The sequence below is a fragment of the Micromonospora sp. NPDC005553 genome, assembly GCF_042871765.1.
GTDB lineage: Bacteria > Actinomycetota > Actinomycetes > Mycobacteriales > Micromonosporaceae > Micromonospora.
The window spans coordinates 720,875-737,721 of the sequence record NZ_JBIAJD010000002.1 but is presented as its reverse complement, the minus strand read 5'-3'; the positions used below and the strand labels follow the sequence as shown (position 1 = coordinate 737,721).

Below are 16,847 nucleotides of genomic sequence, written 5' to 3'. Positions count from 1 at the left end.
GAATGTTTCGTTCTGCGATCACGATAGCAGAGCGGAACGATCCGTTCCACTGCTAGTCTGAACGCATGTCAACGACGTCTGGCAAGACCCTCGGCGGTCGCCGCGCCCAGGCCGCCCGCAACGACGAGGTCATCCTCGAAGCCGCCCGCGCCGTCTTCCTCGACGACCCGAAGGCCCCGATCGCCGCCGTCGCGGAGCGCGCGGGCGTCGGCATCAGCGCCCTCTACCGGCGGTACGCGGGCAAGGAGGACCTGTTGCGCCAGCTCTGCCACGACGGGCTGCGCCGGTACGTCGCGGAGGCCGAGGCCGCCCTCGCCGAGCCGGACGACTGGGCCGCGTTCACCGGTTTCCTGGCCCGGGTGGTCGACGCCGACGTGCACTCGCTCACCGTCCATCTGGCCGGCACCTTCACCCCGACCGAGGAGATGGGTCGGGACGCGGTGCGCGCCGGTGAGTTGGCCGCCGCGCTGGTCGACCGGGCCCACGCGAGCGGGCGGCTGCGCCCCGACGCGGTCGTCCACGATCTGGGGTTGTTGTTGGAGGCGTGCGCCGCGGTCCGCGTACCCGATCCGGAGCGGACCCGCCAGCTGCGCCGTCGCCAGCTCGCGGTCCTGGTGGCAGGCCTGTCGTCGGTGCCGGACGAGGGCCCGCTGCCCGGCCCGGCCCCGGCGGCCGGGGAGTTCGACTGGCGGTGGCGACGCCGGGAGTGATGGGCGTCACGCGCTAAGGTTGAGCGGAATACGCTCAACTCTGGTTGTGTCCAACCCAGTGGACAACGCCGATCCGGGGGAGCCCATGAACACCGAAAGACTCACCACCAAGAGCCGCGAAACCATCACGGGCGCTGTGGCACTGGCCAACCAGCGTGGCCACGCCACGGTGGAGCCCTGGCACCTGCTCCTGTCACTCCTGGACACCGACGGCTCGACCGCCACCGGTCTGCTGCGCGCCGTCGGGGCCGACCCGACCGAGCTGCGCCAGGCCGCCCAGCGCGCTGTCGACAACCTGCCGGCCGCCCGCGGCTCCAGCATCGCCGAGCCGACGTTGGCTCGGGAGTTCGTCAACGCCATCGGCGCCGCCGAGCAGATCGCCCGGCCGCTGGGCGACGAGTACACGTCCACCGAACACCTGCTCGCCGGCCTGGCCCGGGTGGGCGGGGCGGTGTCCGGCGCGCTGAAGACCGTCGGTGCCACCGAGGAGGCCCTGGTCGCCGCTTTCCCGACCGTGCGCGGTGGGGACCGTCGGGTCACCACCGCCGACCCGGAGCAGACCTACCAGGCCCTGACCAAGTACGGCGTCGACCTCACCGCCAGCGCCCGCGACGGCAAGATCGACCCGGTCATCGGCCGGGACTCCGAGATCCGTCGGGTCATCCAGGTGCTGTCCCGGCGTACCAAGAACAACCCGGTGCTGATCGGCGAGCCCGGCGTCGGCAAGACCGCGATCGTCGAAGGCCTGGCCCAGCGGATCGTCACCGGCGACGTGCCCGAGTCACTCCGCGACAAGAAGCTGATCTCGCTGGACCTCGGCGCGATGGTCGCCGGCGCGCAGTACCGCGGCCAGTTCGAGGAGCGGCTGAAGTCCGTCCTGGAGGAGATCAAGAACTCCAACGGGCAGGTCATCACGTTCCTCGACGAGCTGCACACCGTCGTCGGCGCCGGCAAGGGCGAGGGCTCGATGGACGCCGGCAACATGCTCAAGCCGATGCTGGCCCGTGGTGAGCTGCGGATGGTGGGTGCCACCACGCTGGACGAGTACCGCGAGCACATCGAGAAGGACCCGGCTCTGGAGCGCCGTTTCCAGCCGGTGCTGGTCGGTGAGCCGACCATCGAAGACACCATCGGCATCCTGCGTGGGCTCAAGGAGCGCTACGAGGTGCACCACGGCGTACGGATCACCGACGCAGCGCTGGTGGCCGCCGCGACGCTGTCCGACCGTTACATCACCGACCGGTTCCTGCCGGACAAGGCGATCGACCTGGTCGACGAGTCCGCGTCCCGGCTCCGGATGGAGATCGACTCGCGTCCGGTCGAGGTGGACGAGATCGAGCGGGCGGTCCGCCGGCTGGAGATCGAGGAGATGGCCCTGGCCAAGGAGCCGGACGCCGCCTCGGCCGAGCGGTTGGAGCGGCTCCGCAAGGAGTTGGCCGACAAGCGCGAGCAGCTCACAGTGCTCTCCGAGCGCTGGCAGACGGAGAAGAGCCACATCACCAAGCTCTCCACGGCGAAGGAGGAGCTGGAACGCCTCGGCGGTGAGGCCGAGCGGGCCGAGCGCGACGGCGAGCTGGAACGCGCCGCCGAGCTGCGCTACGGGCGGATCCCCGCCCTCAAGGTCGAGCTGAAGCAGGCCGCGGAGGAGCTGGCTCAGCTCCAGGCCGACGGCGCGATGCTGAAGGAGGAGGTCGGCGCTGACGACATCGCCGCCGTGGTCGCCTCCTGGACCGGCATCCCCGCTGGCCGCCTGCTCGAGGGTGAGACGGCCAAGCTGCTGCGGATGGAGGAGTCGCTGGGCGGCCGGGTGGTCCGCCAGACCGAGGCGGTCGGCGCCGTCTCCGACGCGGTACGCCGTGCCCGGGCCGGTATCGCCGACCCGGACCGCCCGACCGGCAGCTTCCTCTTCCTCGGCCCCACCGGCGTCGGCAAGACCGAGCTGGCCAAGGCCCTCGCCGAGTTCCTCTTCGACGACGAGCGCGCCATGGTCCGCATCGACATGAGCGAGTACGGCGAGAAGCACTCGGTAGCTCGCCTGGTCGGTGCCCCACCCGGCTACGTCGGTTACAACGAGGGCGGTCAGCTCACCGAGGCGGTGCGCCGACGGCCGTACTCCGTGGTGCTGCTGGACGAGGTGGAGAAGGCTCACCCGGACGTCTTCGACGTGCTGCTCCAGGTGCTCGACGACGGCCGGCTCACCGACGGCCAGGGCCGCACCGTGGACTTCCGTAACGCGATCCTGATCCTCACGTCCAACCTCGGGTCGTCGGTGATCAGCGACCTGACGCTCGCCGACGAGCAGCGCCGCGAGGGGGTGCTGGCCGTGGTCCGGTCGCACTTCAAGCCGGAGTTCCTCAACCGGCTGGACGACATGGTGGTCTTCGCCTCGCTGCGGGGGGGCGACCTGCGCTCCATCGTCGACATCCAGTTGCACCGGATGCGCCGGCGGTTGGCCGACCGCCGGCTGGGTCTGGAGATCACCGATGCCGCCCGGGACTGGCTGGCCGAGCACGGCTACGACCCGATCTACGGTGCGCGACCCCTCCGTCGTCTGGTCCAGACCGCGATCGGAGACCAACTCGCCAGGGCCCTGCTCTCCGGGACGATCCGAGACGGCGACACAGTCAAGGTCGACCTGGCCGATGCGAAGGAAGGGTTGACCGTCACCGCCGCCTGATCCGTCGCACCCGGGTCGATCCCGCCTCGCAGGCGGGGTCGGCCCGACCCGTTCTCCGCCCCCCGACGCCGCCCCACCGGGACGCTCCGTAGCTGCCAGATCACCAGACAATGATGAGTTTCTCCAGGTGCGCGGGGTTGTTACCGTTCCCGCCGACGCACTTGGGGAGGTGGTCGGCATGAACGGTCCCGTGGCGTACCTGGTGACGACGTTGGGGTGTCTGATCGGAGTCGCCGGGGTCGTGGTGGCGTTGGTGGCGGTGCGCAAGGGCCGTAAGGCCGCCCGGCCGGCGGCACCCGCGGACCCGTTCCGGGACACCGACAGCGACGCGCTCCGCGGCGACCCGCGCAGGCTCAAGCCCGGCGACATCGTCGAGATCCGCCGGGTGTCGTACGCGGTCCGGGGCTCGGTGCATCTGAATGAGGGCGGCTGGAGCTGGGCCGAGCACCTGCTGGACACCGCCGAGGGCGACAAGCGCTGGCTCTCCGTGGAGGAGGACCCGGACCTGGAGCTGGTGCTCTGGACCGTCGAGCCGGCCGCCACGATCACCCCGGGTGCGTCCGCCCTCGACTTTGCCGGCCGCCGCTACGCCCTGGAGGAGTCCGGTCAGGCCCGCTTCACGGCCACCGGCAGCACCGGCCTCGACCCCAGTGGCACCCTTCGATACCACGACTACCGGGCCCAGGCCGGCGAACGGCTCTCCTTCGAGGCGTACGGCCAGGCCGGCTGGGAGGTCGCCCGGGGCGAGCAGTTGCACCGCGCCGACGTGATGGTCTACCCGCAGGCCGGGCCGGAGGCCAGCTGAGGTGCTGGTAAGCCTCCACACCCCGTACGTCGACACCTGCGCCGCCGACCTGAGCCTGGCACTCGGCGGCCCGGAGCGGCCCGCGCTGCACGTCCGCGACCTCACGCTGCCCGGGGACGTCCGGCTACGGCTGCGCCTGCTCGGTGCGTCCCACCAGGTCGTGCTGGCCGAAGCCGGCGGTGCGGCCGAACTCACCGAGACGGTCGCCTGCCTGCCGGGTCGGCCGCCGCACCTGCCCGACACCCTGCACGACGAGTCGGGCGGCTACCGCTTCACCGCCGCCGTGCTGCGCCCCGCCGACGGTGAGTTGCACACCCGGATCGCCAGGCTCCGCGCCGACCTGGCCGACGACCCGTACGCCCTGGTCGGCGTCTTTCCCGGCGACCCGGACGCGGTCACCGCGCTGGCCGTGCGCGCCGACCTGCCGCACGGGACGGTCGGCTGGCGTACCTGGCACGCGTACCCCCAGACCAACGAGCTGGTCCTGACCGAGACGGTGGTGGCACTGCGATGACGTACCGACGCTGGTTCGTGGTGGGCGTGGCAGCGGCCGTGGTCGGTGCGATGGTCGCGGCCTTCGCCCTCGTCAACGGCACCTTCTCCCCGCGCGCCTACGTGCAGGACAGGTATTCGCGAGCGGCCAGCCGGGACATCGGCCGGGAAGCGACCGCGTACACCTCGCCCAAGTCACCGACCGCTGTGGCCAAGGAACTGACCGACGCGTGGAATCCGTCCGACCGGTACGCCGACGGCAGCGGCGTCTACCTGCGCTACGACGACGACTCGGTGGTGATCCTGCCGATCGCCGCAGGCTCGGTGATCCTGCTCGAAGACATGGACACCGCTCACCCCCGCTACCACTCGACCGTCGGGTCGTACTGGGGTTGGGGACGCGGTAACAGCGTTCGGGGCGGCGGCCCCGGCACCGGCAAGTAGCCCGACGCCTGACCCCATCACCTGGAGCCCTCCGTGCAGAACCTCGTCACCGAGGCCCGGCCGCACTGGCGGCTGGCCCGCGCGGCGGTGCTGGTCGCGGTCTTCGTCTGCGCGGCCTGCGGGCTGGTCTACGAGCTGGCCCTCGTCGCGCTCGGCAGCTACCTGATCGGCGACACCGTCGGGCAGGCGTCGATCGTGCTCGGCGTGATGGTCTTCGCGATGGGCGTGGGCGCACTGCTCGCGAAGCCGTTGCAGCCCCGGGCCGCCGCAGCGTTCGCGGTGATCGAACTGACCCTGGCCCTGCTCGGTGGCCTGTCAGTGCTCGGCCTCTACGCCGCCTTCGCCTGGCTCGACCTGTACGGCCCGGCGCTGGTCGCCACCGCCTTCGTGCTGGGCCTGCTGATCGGCGCGGAGATTCCGCTGCTGATGGTGATGTTGCAGCGCATCCGCGAGCAGGCCGCCGGCAGCGCGGTGGCCGACCTGTTCGCTGCCGACTACGTCGGCGCGCTGCTCGGCGGGCTCGCCTTCCCGTTCCTGTTGATCCCCGTCTTCGGCCAGCTCAAGGGTGCCCTGGTGGTCGGCGCGGTGAACGCGGTGGCCGGTCTCGCCCTGGTCTGCACTGTGTTCCGGAGGGAGCTGAGCCTCCGGGCCCGGCTCGTCCTCGGCGCCGGCTCCGTCGTGGTCGCGCTCTGCCTGGGGTACGCCTGGGTGACCGCCGCCGACTTCGAGGTGACCGCCCGGCAGCAGCTCTACCGGGACCCCGTCGTGTACGCCGAACGCTCCCGTTACCAGGAGATCGTGCTGACCCGGTCGGTGCGGGAGGTCGGCCACGCCGACACCGACCTCCGGCTGTTCCTCAACGGTGATCTTCAGTTCAGCTCGGTGGACGAGTACCGCTACCACGAGGCGCTGGTGCATCCGGCGATGCGAGGTCCACGTGGCGACGTACTGGTTCTCGGTGCCGGCGACGGCCTCGCCGTCCGGGAGATCCTGCGGTACCCGGACGTCCGCCGGGTGACAGTTGTCGACCTCGACCCGGCGGTGGTGGCGCTGGCCAGCACCGTGCCGCAGCTGCGGGCGCTCAACGGCGGCTCGCTCGACGACCCCCGCGTACGGGTGGTGAACACTGACGCGTTCGGCTGGCTGCGTAGCGCCGCCGAGCGCTTCGACGTGGTGGTCGCCGACCTGCCCGATCCGGACGAGACGGCCACGGCCAAGCTCTACACCGTCGAGTTCTACGCGCTGATCAGGTCGGTGCTCGCCGAGCAGGGACGGCTGGTGGTGCAGTCCGGCTCGCCGTACTTCGCGCCCCGCTCCTACTGGTCCATCGACGCGTCGGTGCGGGAAGCCGGCTTCGCCACAGTGCCGTACCACGTCGACGTGCCGTCCTTCGGCGACTGGGGTTTCCTGCTCGCCACGGCGGGAACCGCCCCGCCGGTGCTGGAACTGCCGGCCGATGCTCCCCGGCTGCGTTTCCTCGACCCGGACGTGCTGCGGGCGGCGGCGGCCTTTCCCGCCGACCGCGCCCGCCTGGACGTGCCCCCCAGCACCCTCCTCCAACCGAGGGTCCTCGACTACGCCCGCACCGAGTGGCGCGGCTACTGACCCGCACCACCAGGCGGCCGTGTCAGGAGAGTGTCCGCTCATGGCGCAAACCTCGTGATCAATGGGGTGGAGTGGGGCCGGACGGGGAAAGGGTGGAGGCATGTTTGGAATGCGGAAGGCTTGGGAGCGCGAATTGGGCGCCGCCGTCGACGAGTTGGTGGCCGCTGAGACGCTCGCCTTTGGTGGGGTGGGGATCGCGGGCACCCTGTTGCCGGTGACCGAGGCGTACCACCGGGTCGAGGCCGCCCTCAGCGACCACCCCGATGAGGTACGCCGCCAGCTCGACCGGGTGCTGACCGACGGCACACCCGCCGGCCGGGCGTACGCGGCCACGCTGCTGGAGCGGATCGACCCGGAGACGGCCCGAGCGACGTGGACGTCGCTGCGGGACGATCCGAGCGAGTTGACCACCTTCGTCGGCTGCGTGATGGACCGGGAAACCCTCGGCACCTACGCCAGTCGGCGGCTCGCCGCAGCATGATCCATTCGCCGGTCGGCGCTGCCCGATCGGTTCTGCCGGTTGCTGACGACGCACCGTACGTTTCGAGCCATGAGCCCGCCCGCCACCGCGTCGCGTCCGCCCCGCCCGGCCACCGTGACCATCGCCTTCTGGCTGCAACTGGCCGTGGTGCTGGTGCTGCTCGGCCTGGCCGCGCTGACGGTGGCCGAGGCGGTGCGCTTCGATGGCCAGATCGACCGCGCGTTACGGCTGGTGCCGGACGCCGACCCGGACGAGGTGACCGGCGAGCGGCAGGGCAACGTCGTGATGACGCTGATCCTCGGCGTGCCGGCGGTGTTGCTCGCGGTCTGGTTTGCGGCCACCGCCGTCCCGATCCGGCGGGGCGCCAACGTCGCGCGGATCCTGGTGTTCGTGGCCAGCGGAGCGCAGTTGCTGGTCTGCTTCGGGCAGTGCTGTTCCGGAGGTTTTCTCGTGCCGCTGCTGACGATGCCGGAGATCGGCGACGAGCCGCCACCGGACTGGGACGAAGAGTGGGAGACCTCGACGTTCTACGACACGCTGTACGCCGGCACCGATCCCTGGGAGGACCTGCTCTTCCCCGCGGCAGGGCTGGGTGTGCTCACCGTTCTGGCCCTTTCCGCAGCCGTGTCACTGCTACTGGCGCTGCCGCCGGCGAACCGCTGGTTCGTCCCGCGTACCGCGAACGAGGCGCTGCCCGGGCCGGCCTGGGGGATGCCCGTCCCCACCTACGCCCCGACCGGTTACGGATACCCGACAGCTCCGCTCGTGCCGGGCTTCCTGCCGCCGAACCAGCCGCTCCCACCCGGCTACCTGATCTGCCCCGACCCGGCCGTGCACCTGACGCCGGGAGCACCGGGCGTCTCACCAGGGCCGACGGGACCGCCGGTGCCGCCTCCGGAGGACGCACCCGACCACAATCGTTAGCTGAGCTGTCGGCCACAACACTGGTCTTCCGGGTGCCGACGGTTGTTACCGTCTGCGCCGACGTACCTGGGGAGGTGGTCGCGTGGACGCGCTGGTGACGTGCCTGGTGGCGGCTGTTGCCGTACTAGCGGTGGTCGTGGTCGTCGTGCGGGCCCGCCGACGGCCGACGGGCGGGCCTCCCGGCCAGCCGGCGGAGCCGCCGCACGGTGGCCCGCTCCGCCGGCTGGCTCCGGGTGACAGCGTGCGGATCCGCGAGCGGGAGTACGCGGTGAGTGCCACGATCCGCCTGGTCGAGGGCGACTGGAGTTGGGTGCAGCACCTCCTCGACGACGACTCCGGCACCCGCCACCGGCTCTCCGTGGAGGACGGCCCCGAACTCGAGCTGGTCTTCTGGACCCCGGAGCCGGGCGCCACCGTCACCCCGGGCGCCCCGACCATCGAACTCGGCAGGCGGCGCTACACCTGGGCCGAGACCGGACAGGCGCGTTACACCGCGACCGGAGAGACCGAGTTGCCGTCGACCGGGACGATGCGCTACCACGACTACCAGTCCGGTGGCACCGCGCGGCTGTCCTTCGAGGCGTACGGCGAAGAGGGTTGGCGGGTCGCCCGCGGTGACCAGCTCGACCCCGCCGACCTGACGATCCGCCCGCCCCGGGCCTGAGGCCCGCCGAGCCGGCCCGGGAGGACGCGCCGGGCTCGTCACGGCATGCCGAACTGGCCGGTTGTCGATACGGTGGGCGCGATCTAGGGAAGGAGAATCGTGGTCGATTCCCAGAGCACGCCGGCCCGTCAGCGGCCATCCATTGTGTCGATTTCCAGTTACCTGCTCTTCCTGTTCCTGGCGCTCCAGGTAATCAGTCTGATCATCACGCTCAGCACCTTCAGCAAGACGCGGGACGCGCTCCGCGAGGCGTACGCGGGCAGCGCCACCGACGGTGACCAGGTGGCCGACGTCTTCGCCGTCATCGGCATCGGCGGGAGCATCGTCCTGCTGCTGCTCGCGGTCGTGCTGGGCGTGCTGGCCCTGTTCAACAACCAGGGCCGCAACGGCGCCCGGATCACCACCTGGATCGTCGGCGGCATCATGGTCTGCTGCGTGGGCGGTGGTCTGCTCAGCAACGCGGCCGGCGGTTTCAACACCGGTGGCGGGACCACCGGCGACGCGCCGAGCCCGGAGGAGATCCAGCGCCGTCTGGAGGAGGCTCTGCCCTCCTGGGTCACGCCGGTCAGCCTCCTGCTCGGTGTGCTCAGCCTGATCGCGCTGATCACGGCGCTGGTCCTGCTGGCGCTGCCGAAGGCGAACCCGTTCTTCCGCAAGCCCACCGCGGGCTGGGAGCCGCCCACCCCGGGCGCCAGCTACCCGGGCCACCCGCAGGCGCCAGGTCAGCCCGGTTACCCGCAGGCGTCGGGTCAGCCCGGTTACCCGCAGGCATCCGGTGAGCCGGGTTATCCGTCGAGTGGGGAGCCGAGCTACCCGCCGCCATCGGCCGCGGACCGCCCGGACGACACGCCGCCCACGGATCGGCCCGGGTCAACCCCGCCGCCGAGCAACTGACGGCTCGATAAGCACGACGCCGACGATCCCTCCGAGTAGGTTGCAACCCGACGCCTACCGGAGGGATTCGTCGTGTCGTACCCGGAATCGGCACCGGCCCGCCGGCCCGCCGCCGCCCTGTCGGCCGCGACGGTGCTGTTGGTGATGGCGGTCGCCGCGCTCGCGTACGCGGTGGTCTCCCTGGTGGTGCTGGGCGGGACGGTCGACGGGTTCCGCTCCGCCGCCCGCGACACCTCGGCGAGCCCGGAGCAGATCAACGGCGTGGTGGCTCTGCTCCGCGCGTCGGCCGTGCTGACGGCGGTGGTGGCGGTGCTGTCCGCGCTGCTGCTCGCCGGCCTGGCCCTCGGTCTGCTGGCCGGTCGCAACGGCGTCCGGGTGGCGACCTGGGTGGTCAGCGGGCTCGGTCTGCTCGCCGCCTGTTGCAGTGTGGTGGTGGTCGTCGGCGAACGGGCAGCGCCACTGCGAATGGGCTCCGGCGACCAGTCCCTCGCCGAGTTGCTGGGCCTGGTCGGCGACGCGTACCCGTCCTGGTGGATCCCGCTCAACGCCGGGCTTTCCGTCGCACAGGCGCTCGGTTACCTTGTAGTAGCTATGCTGCTGGCGCTGCCGGCGGCGAACAGCTGGTTCGGCCGCCACCGCTCGACGGCGCCAACCGCCCCGCCCATGTTCCCGCCAGCCCCGCCCCCGTCGGCGCCGCATACGCCCCCGTACCCGCCCAGGTGAGGACCGTTCCGTGACGCTCGACCCCACGACTGCCGAGCGCCGAGCCCTGATCACCGGGGCCACCGCCGGCATCGGCGCGGCGTTCACGCGACGCCTGGCCGCCGACGGCTGGCACCTGGTGCTCGTTGCCCGTGACGCGGCGCGGCTGACCGAGCTGGCCACCGAGCTGGGTTCCACGTCCGGACGCGAGGTGGAGACGATCTCAGCGGATCTGTCCACCGACGACGGCTGCGCCATCGTGGAGCAGCGGCTCGCCGACGGCAGCCCGGTGCACCTGCTGGTCAACAATGCGGGGATCAGCCTGAACAAACCGTTCCTGCGCTCCACGGCGGAGGACGAGGCGCGACTGTTGCGACTCAACGTGCACGCGGTCATGCGGTTGACCCTGGCGGCGCTTCGACCGATGACTGAACGGCGAAATGGGGCAGTGATAAATGTCTCTTCGGTCGCCGGGTTCGGGACGGCGATGCCCGGATCGACATACTCCGCCAGCAAGGCGTGGGTCACCAACTTCAGTGAGTCCGTCGGCCAGTCAGCGCGGCCGTTCGGCGTTCAGGTGATGGCCCTCTGCCCCGGCTACACCCGCACAGAATTCCATCAGCGGGCCGGCATCAACATGTCCAAGACGCCGGAGTGGCTGTGGCTGCGGGCCGAGGATGTGGTGGACGAAGCCCTGCGTGACCTGCGCAAAGGCAAGATGGTCAGCATCCCGGCGTGGAAGTACAAGGTGGTCGTGGCAGGTATGCGACACGCGCCGCGGCGGCTGCTCCAGGCGGTCGCGCGGGACACCCGCGGCCGGATCGGTCGCGACGAGCGCTGAGCCTCGACCGGCCCGCCGACCCCGAGCGAGTGGTGGGACGGCGTTGGCACGCCGCTGTCGGCCCAGTTGCTGAGCGTAGTCGAGCATCGCCAGTCATCGGTTCCCCTCGGGGCTGATCAGGGTGGACCCCACACACGGCGTTCAGAGTTGCGCAGTAACCTCTATCGCCATGGGGGACCACGACGACCTGCGTAAATTCATTACCGACCTGGCTGTGGTCCACGGCCGGGTCGTGCTCTCGTCGGGGCGCGAGGCAGACTGGTACGTGGATCTGCGGCGCGTCACGCTCCATCACCGGGCCGCTCCTCTGGTCGGCCGGGTGTTGCTCGACCTCACCGCCGACTGGGAGTTCGACGCCGTTGGGGGCCTCACCCTGGGCGCGGATCCAGTCGCGCTCTCGATGCTGCACGCCGCCGCTCCGACCGGCCGGGCCCTGGACGCCTTTGTGGTGCGCAAGGCGGGCAAGGCCCACGGTCTTCAGCGGCGGATCGAGGGACCGGAGGTGGCTGGCCGCCGTGTGTTGGCGGTGGAGGACACGTCCACGACTGGCGGAAGTGTTTTGACAGCTGTCGAGGCTCTTCGCGAGGCCGGGGCGGAAGTCGTGGGCGTGGTGGTTATTGTTGATCGAGGCGCCGGCGACGCGGTGCGAGCCGCCGGATTGCCGTACCGGGCGGCCTATACGTTGGCTGACCTCGGCCTTGTGGCGTAAAAGTCTGCCGATTCGGATCTGCTGATATGCAGGCGGATCGATGCTGCTGGTGGAAGGATGGAATACGTGGGAACTGCGTTGGCCGAAATGACTATGCCTCAGATCTCGCCGCTAAACGGCGAGCCGATCGAACGTGCCGATGCCGAGCGTCTCGCCGGGGTCCTCAAGGCCCTTGCTGATCCTGCTCGGTTGCGGCTGCTCAGCCTGATCCAGTCGGCCCCCGAGGGCGAGGCGTGCGTCTGTGACCTGACCGCGCCGCTCGGCCTCTCTCAGCCGACGGTCAGTCACCACCTGCGCATCCTCACCGAGGCTGGCTTGTTGCAGCGGGAGAAGCGCGGTGTCTGGGCGTACTACAGCCTGGTCCCGAGTGCGATCGCGACGATCGCCGACCTGCTGACCCCGCCGCGTAAGCGGGCCACCAAGAAGGCCCGCTGACGTAGGCACCATGCCGTCCCGAGCCGGGGCGGCGTCCGGTGGCGAGCCAGGGGTGGCGCCACCGGTGGTTGATACCTGCTCGGCCCCGGTCGCACCACCGGAGGCCGGGTTCGACATGCCGACGGCCGACCCCCTCACCAGGGGGCCGGCCGTCGTCGTACCGCTCAACGGTCCTGACCGTGCTCCGGGCGGTGACGGCCGTCCTGGTGCTGGTCGTGGTCGAACGCCTCGCGGGCCGCCTCCACAGCGCCCGCGGCACTGGCCGCCGCGACCACAGCGACCGCCTCGCCGCGCTTACGAGCCCGCCGGTCGCGCAGGAACTCGAAGAAGATCGGCAGCACCGAGATCACGATGATCAGGGCCACCACCGGCAGGATGTAGTGGTCGATCTTGTCGCCGATGGCCTGGTAGATCTGCTCGGCCAGCAGGTAGCCGATCAGCAGGATGCCGTCCACCCAGAGCACCGCGCCGACGATGTTCCAGAGCAGGAACTTCTTGGCCGGCATGCCGAGCGCGCCCGCGACCGGGTTGAGGAACGTCCGGACGATCGGAATGAAGCGCGCCAGCACGACGGCCTTCGCCGGGCCGAACTTCTCGAAGTAGTACTCGGCCTTCTCCACGTACTCCTTCTTGAAGAGCCGGGAGTTCGGCCGCTCGAACATCGGCCGGCCGTACCGCGCGCCGAGCCAGTGCCCCAGCTGTGCCCCGAGGATCGCGCAGATCGGCCCACCGATCAGCAGGCCGGCGAGGGAGAGGCGGGTGCCGTCACCGAAGATCGCGTCCGCCACCGGTGACGAGGCCACCCCGGCGAGGAACAGCAGCGAGTCACCCGGGAAGAAGAAGCCCACCAGCAGGCCGGTCTCGGCGAAGAGGATCACCCACACGCCGATCAGCCCGAAGGTCTGCAACAGATCCTTGGGATCGAGCGGGTTCAGGGCGACGCTCTCCACGAGAGCGCGGGTCTTCTCAGCTGTGTCCACGGCCACAAAGGGTACCGAAGCCCGGGGCCCCGGCCGCGCCGGACCGGCCCGTCACCACCCGCCCGCGCTGCGGGGGCCCAACGACGGTGCCCCGCCGACCGTGGTGGTCGACGGGGCACCGGTGGTGCGGGGTGGATCAGGCGACGAAGCGGGTCCGGCGGCGCTTGGCCACCAGGTAGCCGCCGACGCCCGCGGCGAGCAGCAGCGCGCCGAGGCCGGCGATCAGCCCGGTGGACTGACCGGTGATCGGCAGCGAGCCGCCGTCACCGTCACCGTCATCGCCGCCGCCCTGGCCGCCGTCTCCGCCGCCGTTCACCAGGATCTGCGCGGTGTCGTTGGCGGGGTTCAGGTCCTTGATCTGCTTGTCTTCCTGCCCGGTGCTCAGCTTGACCTCACCGGTCTGGCCGCCGGCCTGGTCGATCCGCACCTGGAACTCGTAGTCGACCTTCTCGCCCTTCCTGATCGAGCCGAGCACGAAGCACTGGTAGACCCGCCCGCCGGGCTTGCCCGGCTCCCACCCGTCGTCCTCGGAGCTGAAGCAGTCCTCCGGAGCGCGGACGGCGGTGACGCCCTTCGGCAGCGTGACCGTGGTGCCGATCCAGGGCGACTCGCTGCCACCCGAGTTGACGGCCGCCGGCCCGTTGTTGACGTAGCCGACAGTGAGCGGGACGGTGGCGCCGACGTCGCCGGTCACCTTCGCGCCGCGCGCTGCCACATCGGCCCGCTGGTCGCCGGTCACCTGAAGGTCGACCCAGGTCGAGTTGTCCAACGGGTTGACGTCGGTCTGCCCGGAGCGCATGTTCATGACCGGCTCGAGCTTCAGCTCACCCTCGGTCCCGTTCGGCCCGATCTTGGCCGGGAGTTCGGCCTCGGACCTGTACTCGTCCCAGTCGGCAGGCGTGAACCAGATGGAGAACCCGCCGAAGCTGTTCGGCGCCCAGCTGTCGGCGGGCACCGTGAAGCCGAAGCTGTCGTCGAGGCGGAAGCTGGCGTTCTTGCCGATGGTCGCGTCCAAGCGGCAGGCGAATGCCCAGTCGTGCAGCGGGCCCTCGGTGTACTCGCAGTTCTCGTAGCGCTTCGACGGCTGAAGACCGTCCGCGCCGACGAAGAAGAGAACCGCGTCCTTCGCGGGCACCTCGCCCCGGTTCGTCACCTGGAACGGGGCCTTCAGCGTGGCGCCGGGCGCGCCCTTGAGCTCCAGGAGCTCGTTGGTGGTGAGATCGACGCCCTCGCCGATCTCCACTGTCGAGCTGTAGGAGACGGATCCGGACTTGCCGTCCGACGTGACAGTGAAACTGAGCTCGCCCTTCTGATCGGGCTTGGCGCCGGCCTTCGCGCGAACGACGAGGGAGACGAGATTCAGGTACGAGCCGTCGTCGTCCTGGTCCTCGACCTTGCACGTCAGGATCGCACCGGACTCGGTGCAGTTCTCCCCGCTGCTCTCGACGCTGGCGAAACCGTCGATCTTGCTCCGGTCCACCTTGATCGTGTAGTCGTCGGGCTGCCGCTCCGTGGTGAGCGAGAAGAGGGTTACCCACTTCTCGGTGCCTCCAGGCGCGACGATCACGTTGTTGGCGTACAGGTCGAGATTGTCTACCGCTGCGGCGGGGGCTGCCGGTGCGGCGACGGCCGGGCTGGCGGAGGCGGCGACGAACGCGCCTGCTACGCCCAGTCCGGCGAGCCAACGCCGGGTGGAGTGGGTGAGCATGAGGGGGGTTCCTCCAGTTGGGGATCAGGTGGAGCCTGCGGATCTTAAGGAATTGCTAAGGCTGACTGCAGCCCTCAAAGCCGCCCGCCGAGCAAGACGAACCAAAAGGTTGATGAGCGTCACCGCAATGTTCGGTCGGTCCGCTTCCGTCAAGTGAGGCAGGAGCCCCCGGGAGGTGCAGTGACGTACGAGGAGTTCGCGGACACGCGGCTGGCCCCGCTACTGCGGTACGCGGTGATGCTGACCGGCGATCCACACCAGGCCCAGGATCTGGTCCAGGAGACCATGGTCCGGGTCCAGCTCAACTGGCGTCGGGTCGCCCGAGCCGACTCGCCCGAGCGTTACGTACGCCGGATGCTCACCAACCAGTACGTCGACTGGCGGCGCGGCTCGTGGGTGCGCCGGGTGCTGCTGCGCGGGGAGCCCGACGCCTCGGTGCCGATGCCCACCGACCATGCGCAGTCCGCCGTGGACCGGGATCAGATCTGGTCCTGGTTGTCCCGGCTGCCGCGTCGGCAGCGGGCTGCTCTGGTGCTGCGCTACTACGAAGACCTGCCCGACGTCGAGATCGCCGACATTCTCGGCTGTGCCGTCGGGACCGTCCGCTCGTCCATCTCCCGGGCCCTGGCGACGCTCCGGGCCGAGTACGTGGAGGCGTGAACATGATCGAGGATGACCTGCGTGCCGCGTTCGCCCGGCACGAAACCTTGACCCCGTCGACCGGCCCGCTGCGGGTCGCGATCGACCGGCTCGCCGCCGTCCGCCGTCGCCGCCGGCAGCGGTTCCAGGCCGCTGGTGTCACGTTGGCCCTGCTCGGCGCGCTCGGAGTCGGGGTGCCGCAGTTGCGCCCCGACCGACCGGCTGCGGATCCGTTGATGTCCGGGCAACCGGCTGACGCGCGGTCCGAGGCGCTGAATGTCCTTCTGCTCGGCGTGGACGGTTTCGGCGACGAACCGCCGTACCGGTTGGCGGACTCCGTCCTGCTGGTGCACATCCCGGCGGACCGGAGCCGGCCGTACCTCATCTCGTTGCCCCGCGACCTGGAGGTGTCGATCCCCGGCCGGGGGATCGACAAGCTCAACAGCGCGTTCTGGAGCGGCGCCGGCGAGCCCCGACCCGACCTGGACGCCGGCTACGACCTGACCCGCCGGGTGGTCGCCGACCTGACCGGGGTACGCGTCGACGCCGGCGCGGTGCTGACCTTCGCCGGGCTGCGCCGGATCACCGACGCTGTCGACGGGGTGGAGGTCTGCCTACCGAAGGAGGTTCGTTCCTGGCACACCCGCCGGGTCTTTCCGGCCGGCTGTCAGCGGCTCGACGGAGCTTCCTCCGTGGACCTGCTGCGGCAACGGCGGTACCTGCCCGATGGTGCGTTGGACCGGGACCGTAACGCCCAGCGCTATGTTGCCGGGTTGATCCGAGCGGCGGTCGCCAAGGACGTGCTGACCAGTCCGGTGCGGCTCACCGCACTGCTGTCGGCCCCCGGCACGGGTCTGGCGGTCGACGACGACGGCCTGCCACTGACCAGGCTGGTGGCCGTGCTGCCCAAGCTGAAGAGCGTCGACCCGGTGGGGCTCAGCCTCCCGGTCGGCCAGCCGGTGGATGTCCGTACGCTGCTGCCGCTGGCCCCGGAGCAGGGCCCGGCGTTCCTCGCCGCGCTGCGCGAGGATCGGTTGGCGCAGTGGGTCGCGCAGCACCCGGAGCAGGTCAACCCCGTCCGCTGACGGACGAGGACATCACGACGACGCCCCGCCAGCCCGGTACGGGTCGGCGGGG

18 protein-coding genes are annotated in these 16,847 nt (G+C 70.7%); 16 read left to right on the top strand and 2 right to left on the bottom strand.

Annotated elements, in window-relative coordinates; translation table 11 throughout:
• Window positions 1-65: 65 nt before the first annotated feature.
• The 14 genes from ACFYPG_RS10775 (at window position 66) to ACFYPG_RS10710 (ending at window position 12,383) form a co-directional block, all read left to right on the top strand.
• The gene (locus ACFYPG_RS10775; protein ID WP_387351528.1) at window positions 66-710 is read left to right on the top strand and encodes a TetR/AcrR family transcriptional regulator; all 645 of its coding nucleotides are present in this window, start codon (window positions 66-68) and stop codon (window positions 708-710) included.
• A gap of 85 nt (window positions 711-795) precedes the next feature.
• Window positions 796-3,387 carry an ATP-dependent chaperone ClpB gene (gene clpB, locus ACFYPG_RS10770; RefSeq protein WP_387351526.1) on the top strand — a complete coding sequence of 864 codons (2,592 nt, stop codon included), beginning with the start codon at window positions 796-798 and terminating at the stop codon, window positions 3,385-3,387.
• Between the two features lie 178 nt (window positions 3,388-3,565).
• Window positions 3,566-4,192 carry a DUF4178 domain-containing protein gene (locus tag ACFYPG_RS10765; RefSeq protein ID WP_387351524.1) on the top strand — a complete coding sequence of 209 codons (627 nt, stop codon included), beginning with the start codon at window positions 3,566-3,568 and terminating at the stop codon, window positions 4,190-4,192.
• A 1-nt stretch (window position 4,193) separates the two neighbouring features.
• Entirely contained in the window at window positions 4,194-4,706 is a 513-nt protein-coding gene (locus ACFYPG_RS10760) for a DUF2617 family protein (protein WP_387351523.1), read from the top strand.
• Window positions 4,703-5,128, top strand: coding sequence for a DUF4247 domain-containing protein (locus ACFYPG_RS10755; protein ID WP_387351522.1), 426 nt, complete (start codon window positions 4,703-4,705; stop codon window positions 5,126-5,128). Before ACFYPG_RS10760 ends, ACFYPG_RS10755 begins: the two co-directional genes overlap by 4 nt.
• A gap of 33 nt (window positions 5,129-5,161) precedes the next feature.
• Window positions 5,162-6,733, top strand: coding sequence for a polyamine aminopropyltransferase (locus ACFYPG_RS10750; RefSeq protein WP_387351521.1), 1,572 nt, complete (start codon window positions 5,162-5,164; stop codon window positions 6,731-6,733).
• A 100-nt stretch (window positions 6,734-6,833) separates the two neighbouring features.
• Window positions 6,834-7,214, top strand: coding sequence for a hypothetical protein (locus tag ACFYPG_RS10745; protein ID WP_355004673.1), 381 nt, complete (start codon window positions 6,834-6,836; stop codon window positions 7,212-7,214).
• A 69-nt stretch (window positions 7,215-7,283) separates the two neighbouring features.
• Window positions 7,284-8,138, top strand: coding sequence for a hypothetical protein (locus ACFYPG_RS10740; protein ID WP_387351520.1), 855 nt, complete (start codon window positions 7,284-7,286; stop codon window positions 8,136-8,138).
• An 82-nt stretch (window positions 8,139-8,220) separates the two neighbouring features.
• Window positions 8,221-8,802: a DUF4178 domain-containing protein gene (locus ACFYPG_RS10735; protein ID WP_387351518.1), complete on the top strand. Its 582-nt coding sequence runs from the start codon at window positions 8,221-8,223 to the stop codon at window positions 8,800-8,802.
• Between the two features lie 99 nt (window positions 8,803-8,901).
• Window positions 8,902-9,696 carry a hypothetical protein gene (locus tag ACFYPG_RS10730; RefSeq protein ID WP_387351516.1) on the top strand — a complete coding sequence of 265 codons (795 nt, stop codon included), beginning with the start codon at window positions 8,902-8,904 and terminating at the stop codon, window positions 9,694-9,696.
• A gap of 72 nt (window positions 9,697-9,768) precedes the next feature.
• Window positions 9,769-10,419, top strand: a complete 651-nt coding sequence (locus ACFYPG_RS10725; RefSeq protein ID WP_387351515.1) for a hypothetical protein — start codon at window positions 9,769-9,771, stop codon at window positions 10,417-10,419.
• A gap of 10 nt (window positions 10,420-10,429) precedes the next feature.
• The gene (locus tag ACFYPG_RS10720; protein WP_387351513.1) at window positions 10,430-11,239 is read left to right on the top strand and encodes an SDR family NAD(P)-dependent oxidoreductase; all 810 of its coding nucleotides are present in this window, start codon (window positions 10,430-10,432) and stop codon (window positions 11,237-11,239) included.
• 169 nt (window positions 11,240-11,408) lie between these two features.
• Window positions 11,409-11,948, top strand: a complete 540-nt coding sequence (pyrE, locus tag ACFYPG_RS10715) for an orotate phosphoribosyltransferase (protein WP_112586136.1) — start codon at window positions 11,409-11,411, stop codon at window positions 11,946-11,948.
• Between the two features lie 57 nt (window positions 11,949-12,005).
• Entirely contained in the window at window positions 12,006-12,383 is a 378-nt protein-coding gene (locus tag ACFYPG_RS10710) for a helix-turn-helix transcriptional regulator (RefSeq protein ID WP_030332125.1), read from the top strand.
• Between the two features lie 164 nt (window positions 12,384-12,547).
• On the opposite strand, the gene ACFYPG_RS10705 is transcribed toward ACFYPG_RS10710, so the two are convergent.
• Together ACFYPG_RS10705 and ACFYPG_RS10700 are read right to left on the bottom strand one after the other, a co-directional pair.
• Window positions 12,548-13,369 (bottom strand): DedA family protein, encoded by an 822-nt coding sequence (locus ACFYPG_RS10705; RefSeq protein ID WP_355004680.1) that lies wholly within the window; start codon window positions 13,367-13,369, stop codon window positions 12,548-12,550.
• A 130-nt stretch (window positions 13,370-13,499) separates the two neighbouring features.
• Window positions 13,500-15,071: an LPXTG cell wall anchor domain-containing protein gene (locus ACFYPG_RS10700; protein ID WP_387351511.1), complete on the bottom strand. Its 1,572-nt coding sequence runs from the start codon at window positions 15,069-15,071 to the stop codon at window positions 13,500-13,502.
• A 180-nt stretch (window positions 15,072-15,251) separates the two neighbouring features.
• Here ACFYPG_RS10700 and ACFYPG_RS10695 point away from each other — a divergent pair, with 180 nt between their 5' ends.
• Both ACFYPG_RS10695 and ACFYPG_RS10690 read left to right on the top strand, forming a co-directional pair.
• Window positions 15,252-15,731 (top strand): SigE family RNA polymerase sigma factor, encoded by a 480-nt coding sequence (locus ACFYPG_RS10695; RefSeq protein ID WP_387351509.1) that lies wholly within the window; start codon window positions 15,252-15,254, stop codon window positions 15,729-15,731.
• A 2-nt stretch (window positions 15,732-15,733) separates the two neighbouring features.
• Window positions 15,734-16,795, top strand: a complete 1,062-nt coding sequence (locus ACFYPG_RS10690; RefSeq protein WP_387351507.1) for an LCP family protein — start codon at window positions 15,734-15,736, stop codon at window positions 16,793-16,795.
• Window positions 16,796-16,847 lie beyond the last annotated feature (52 nt).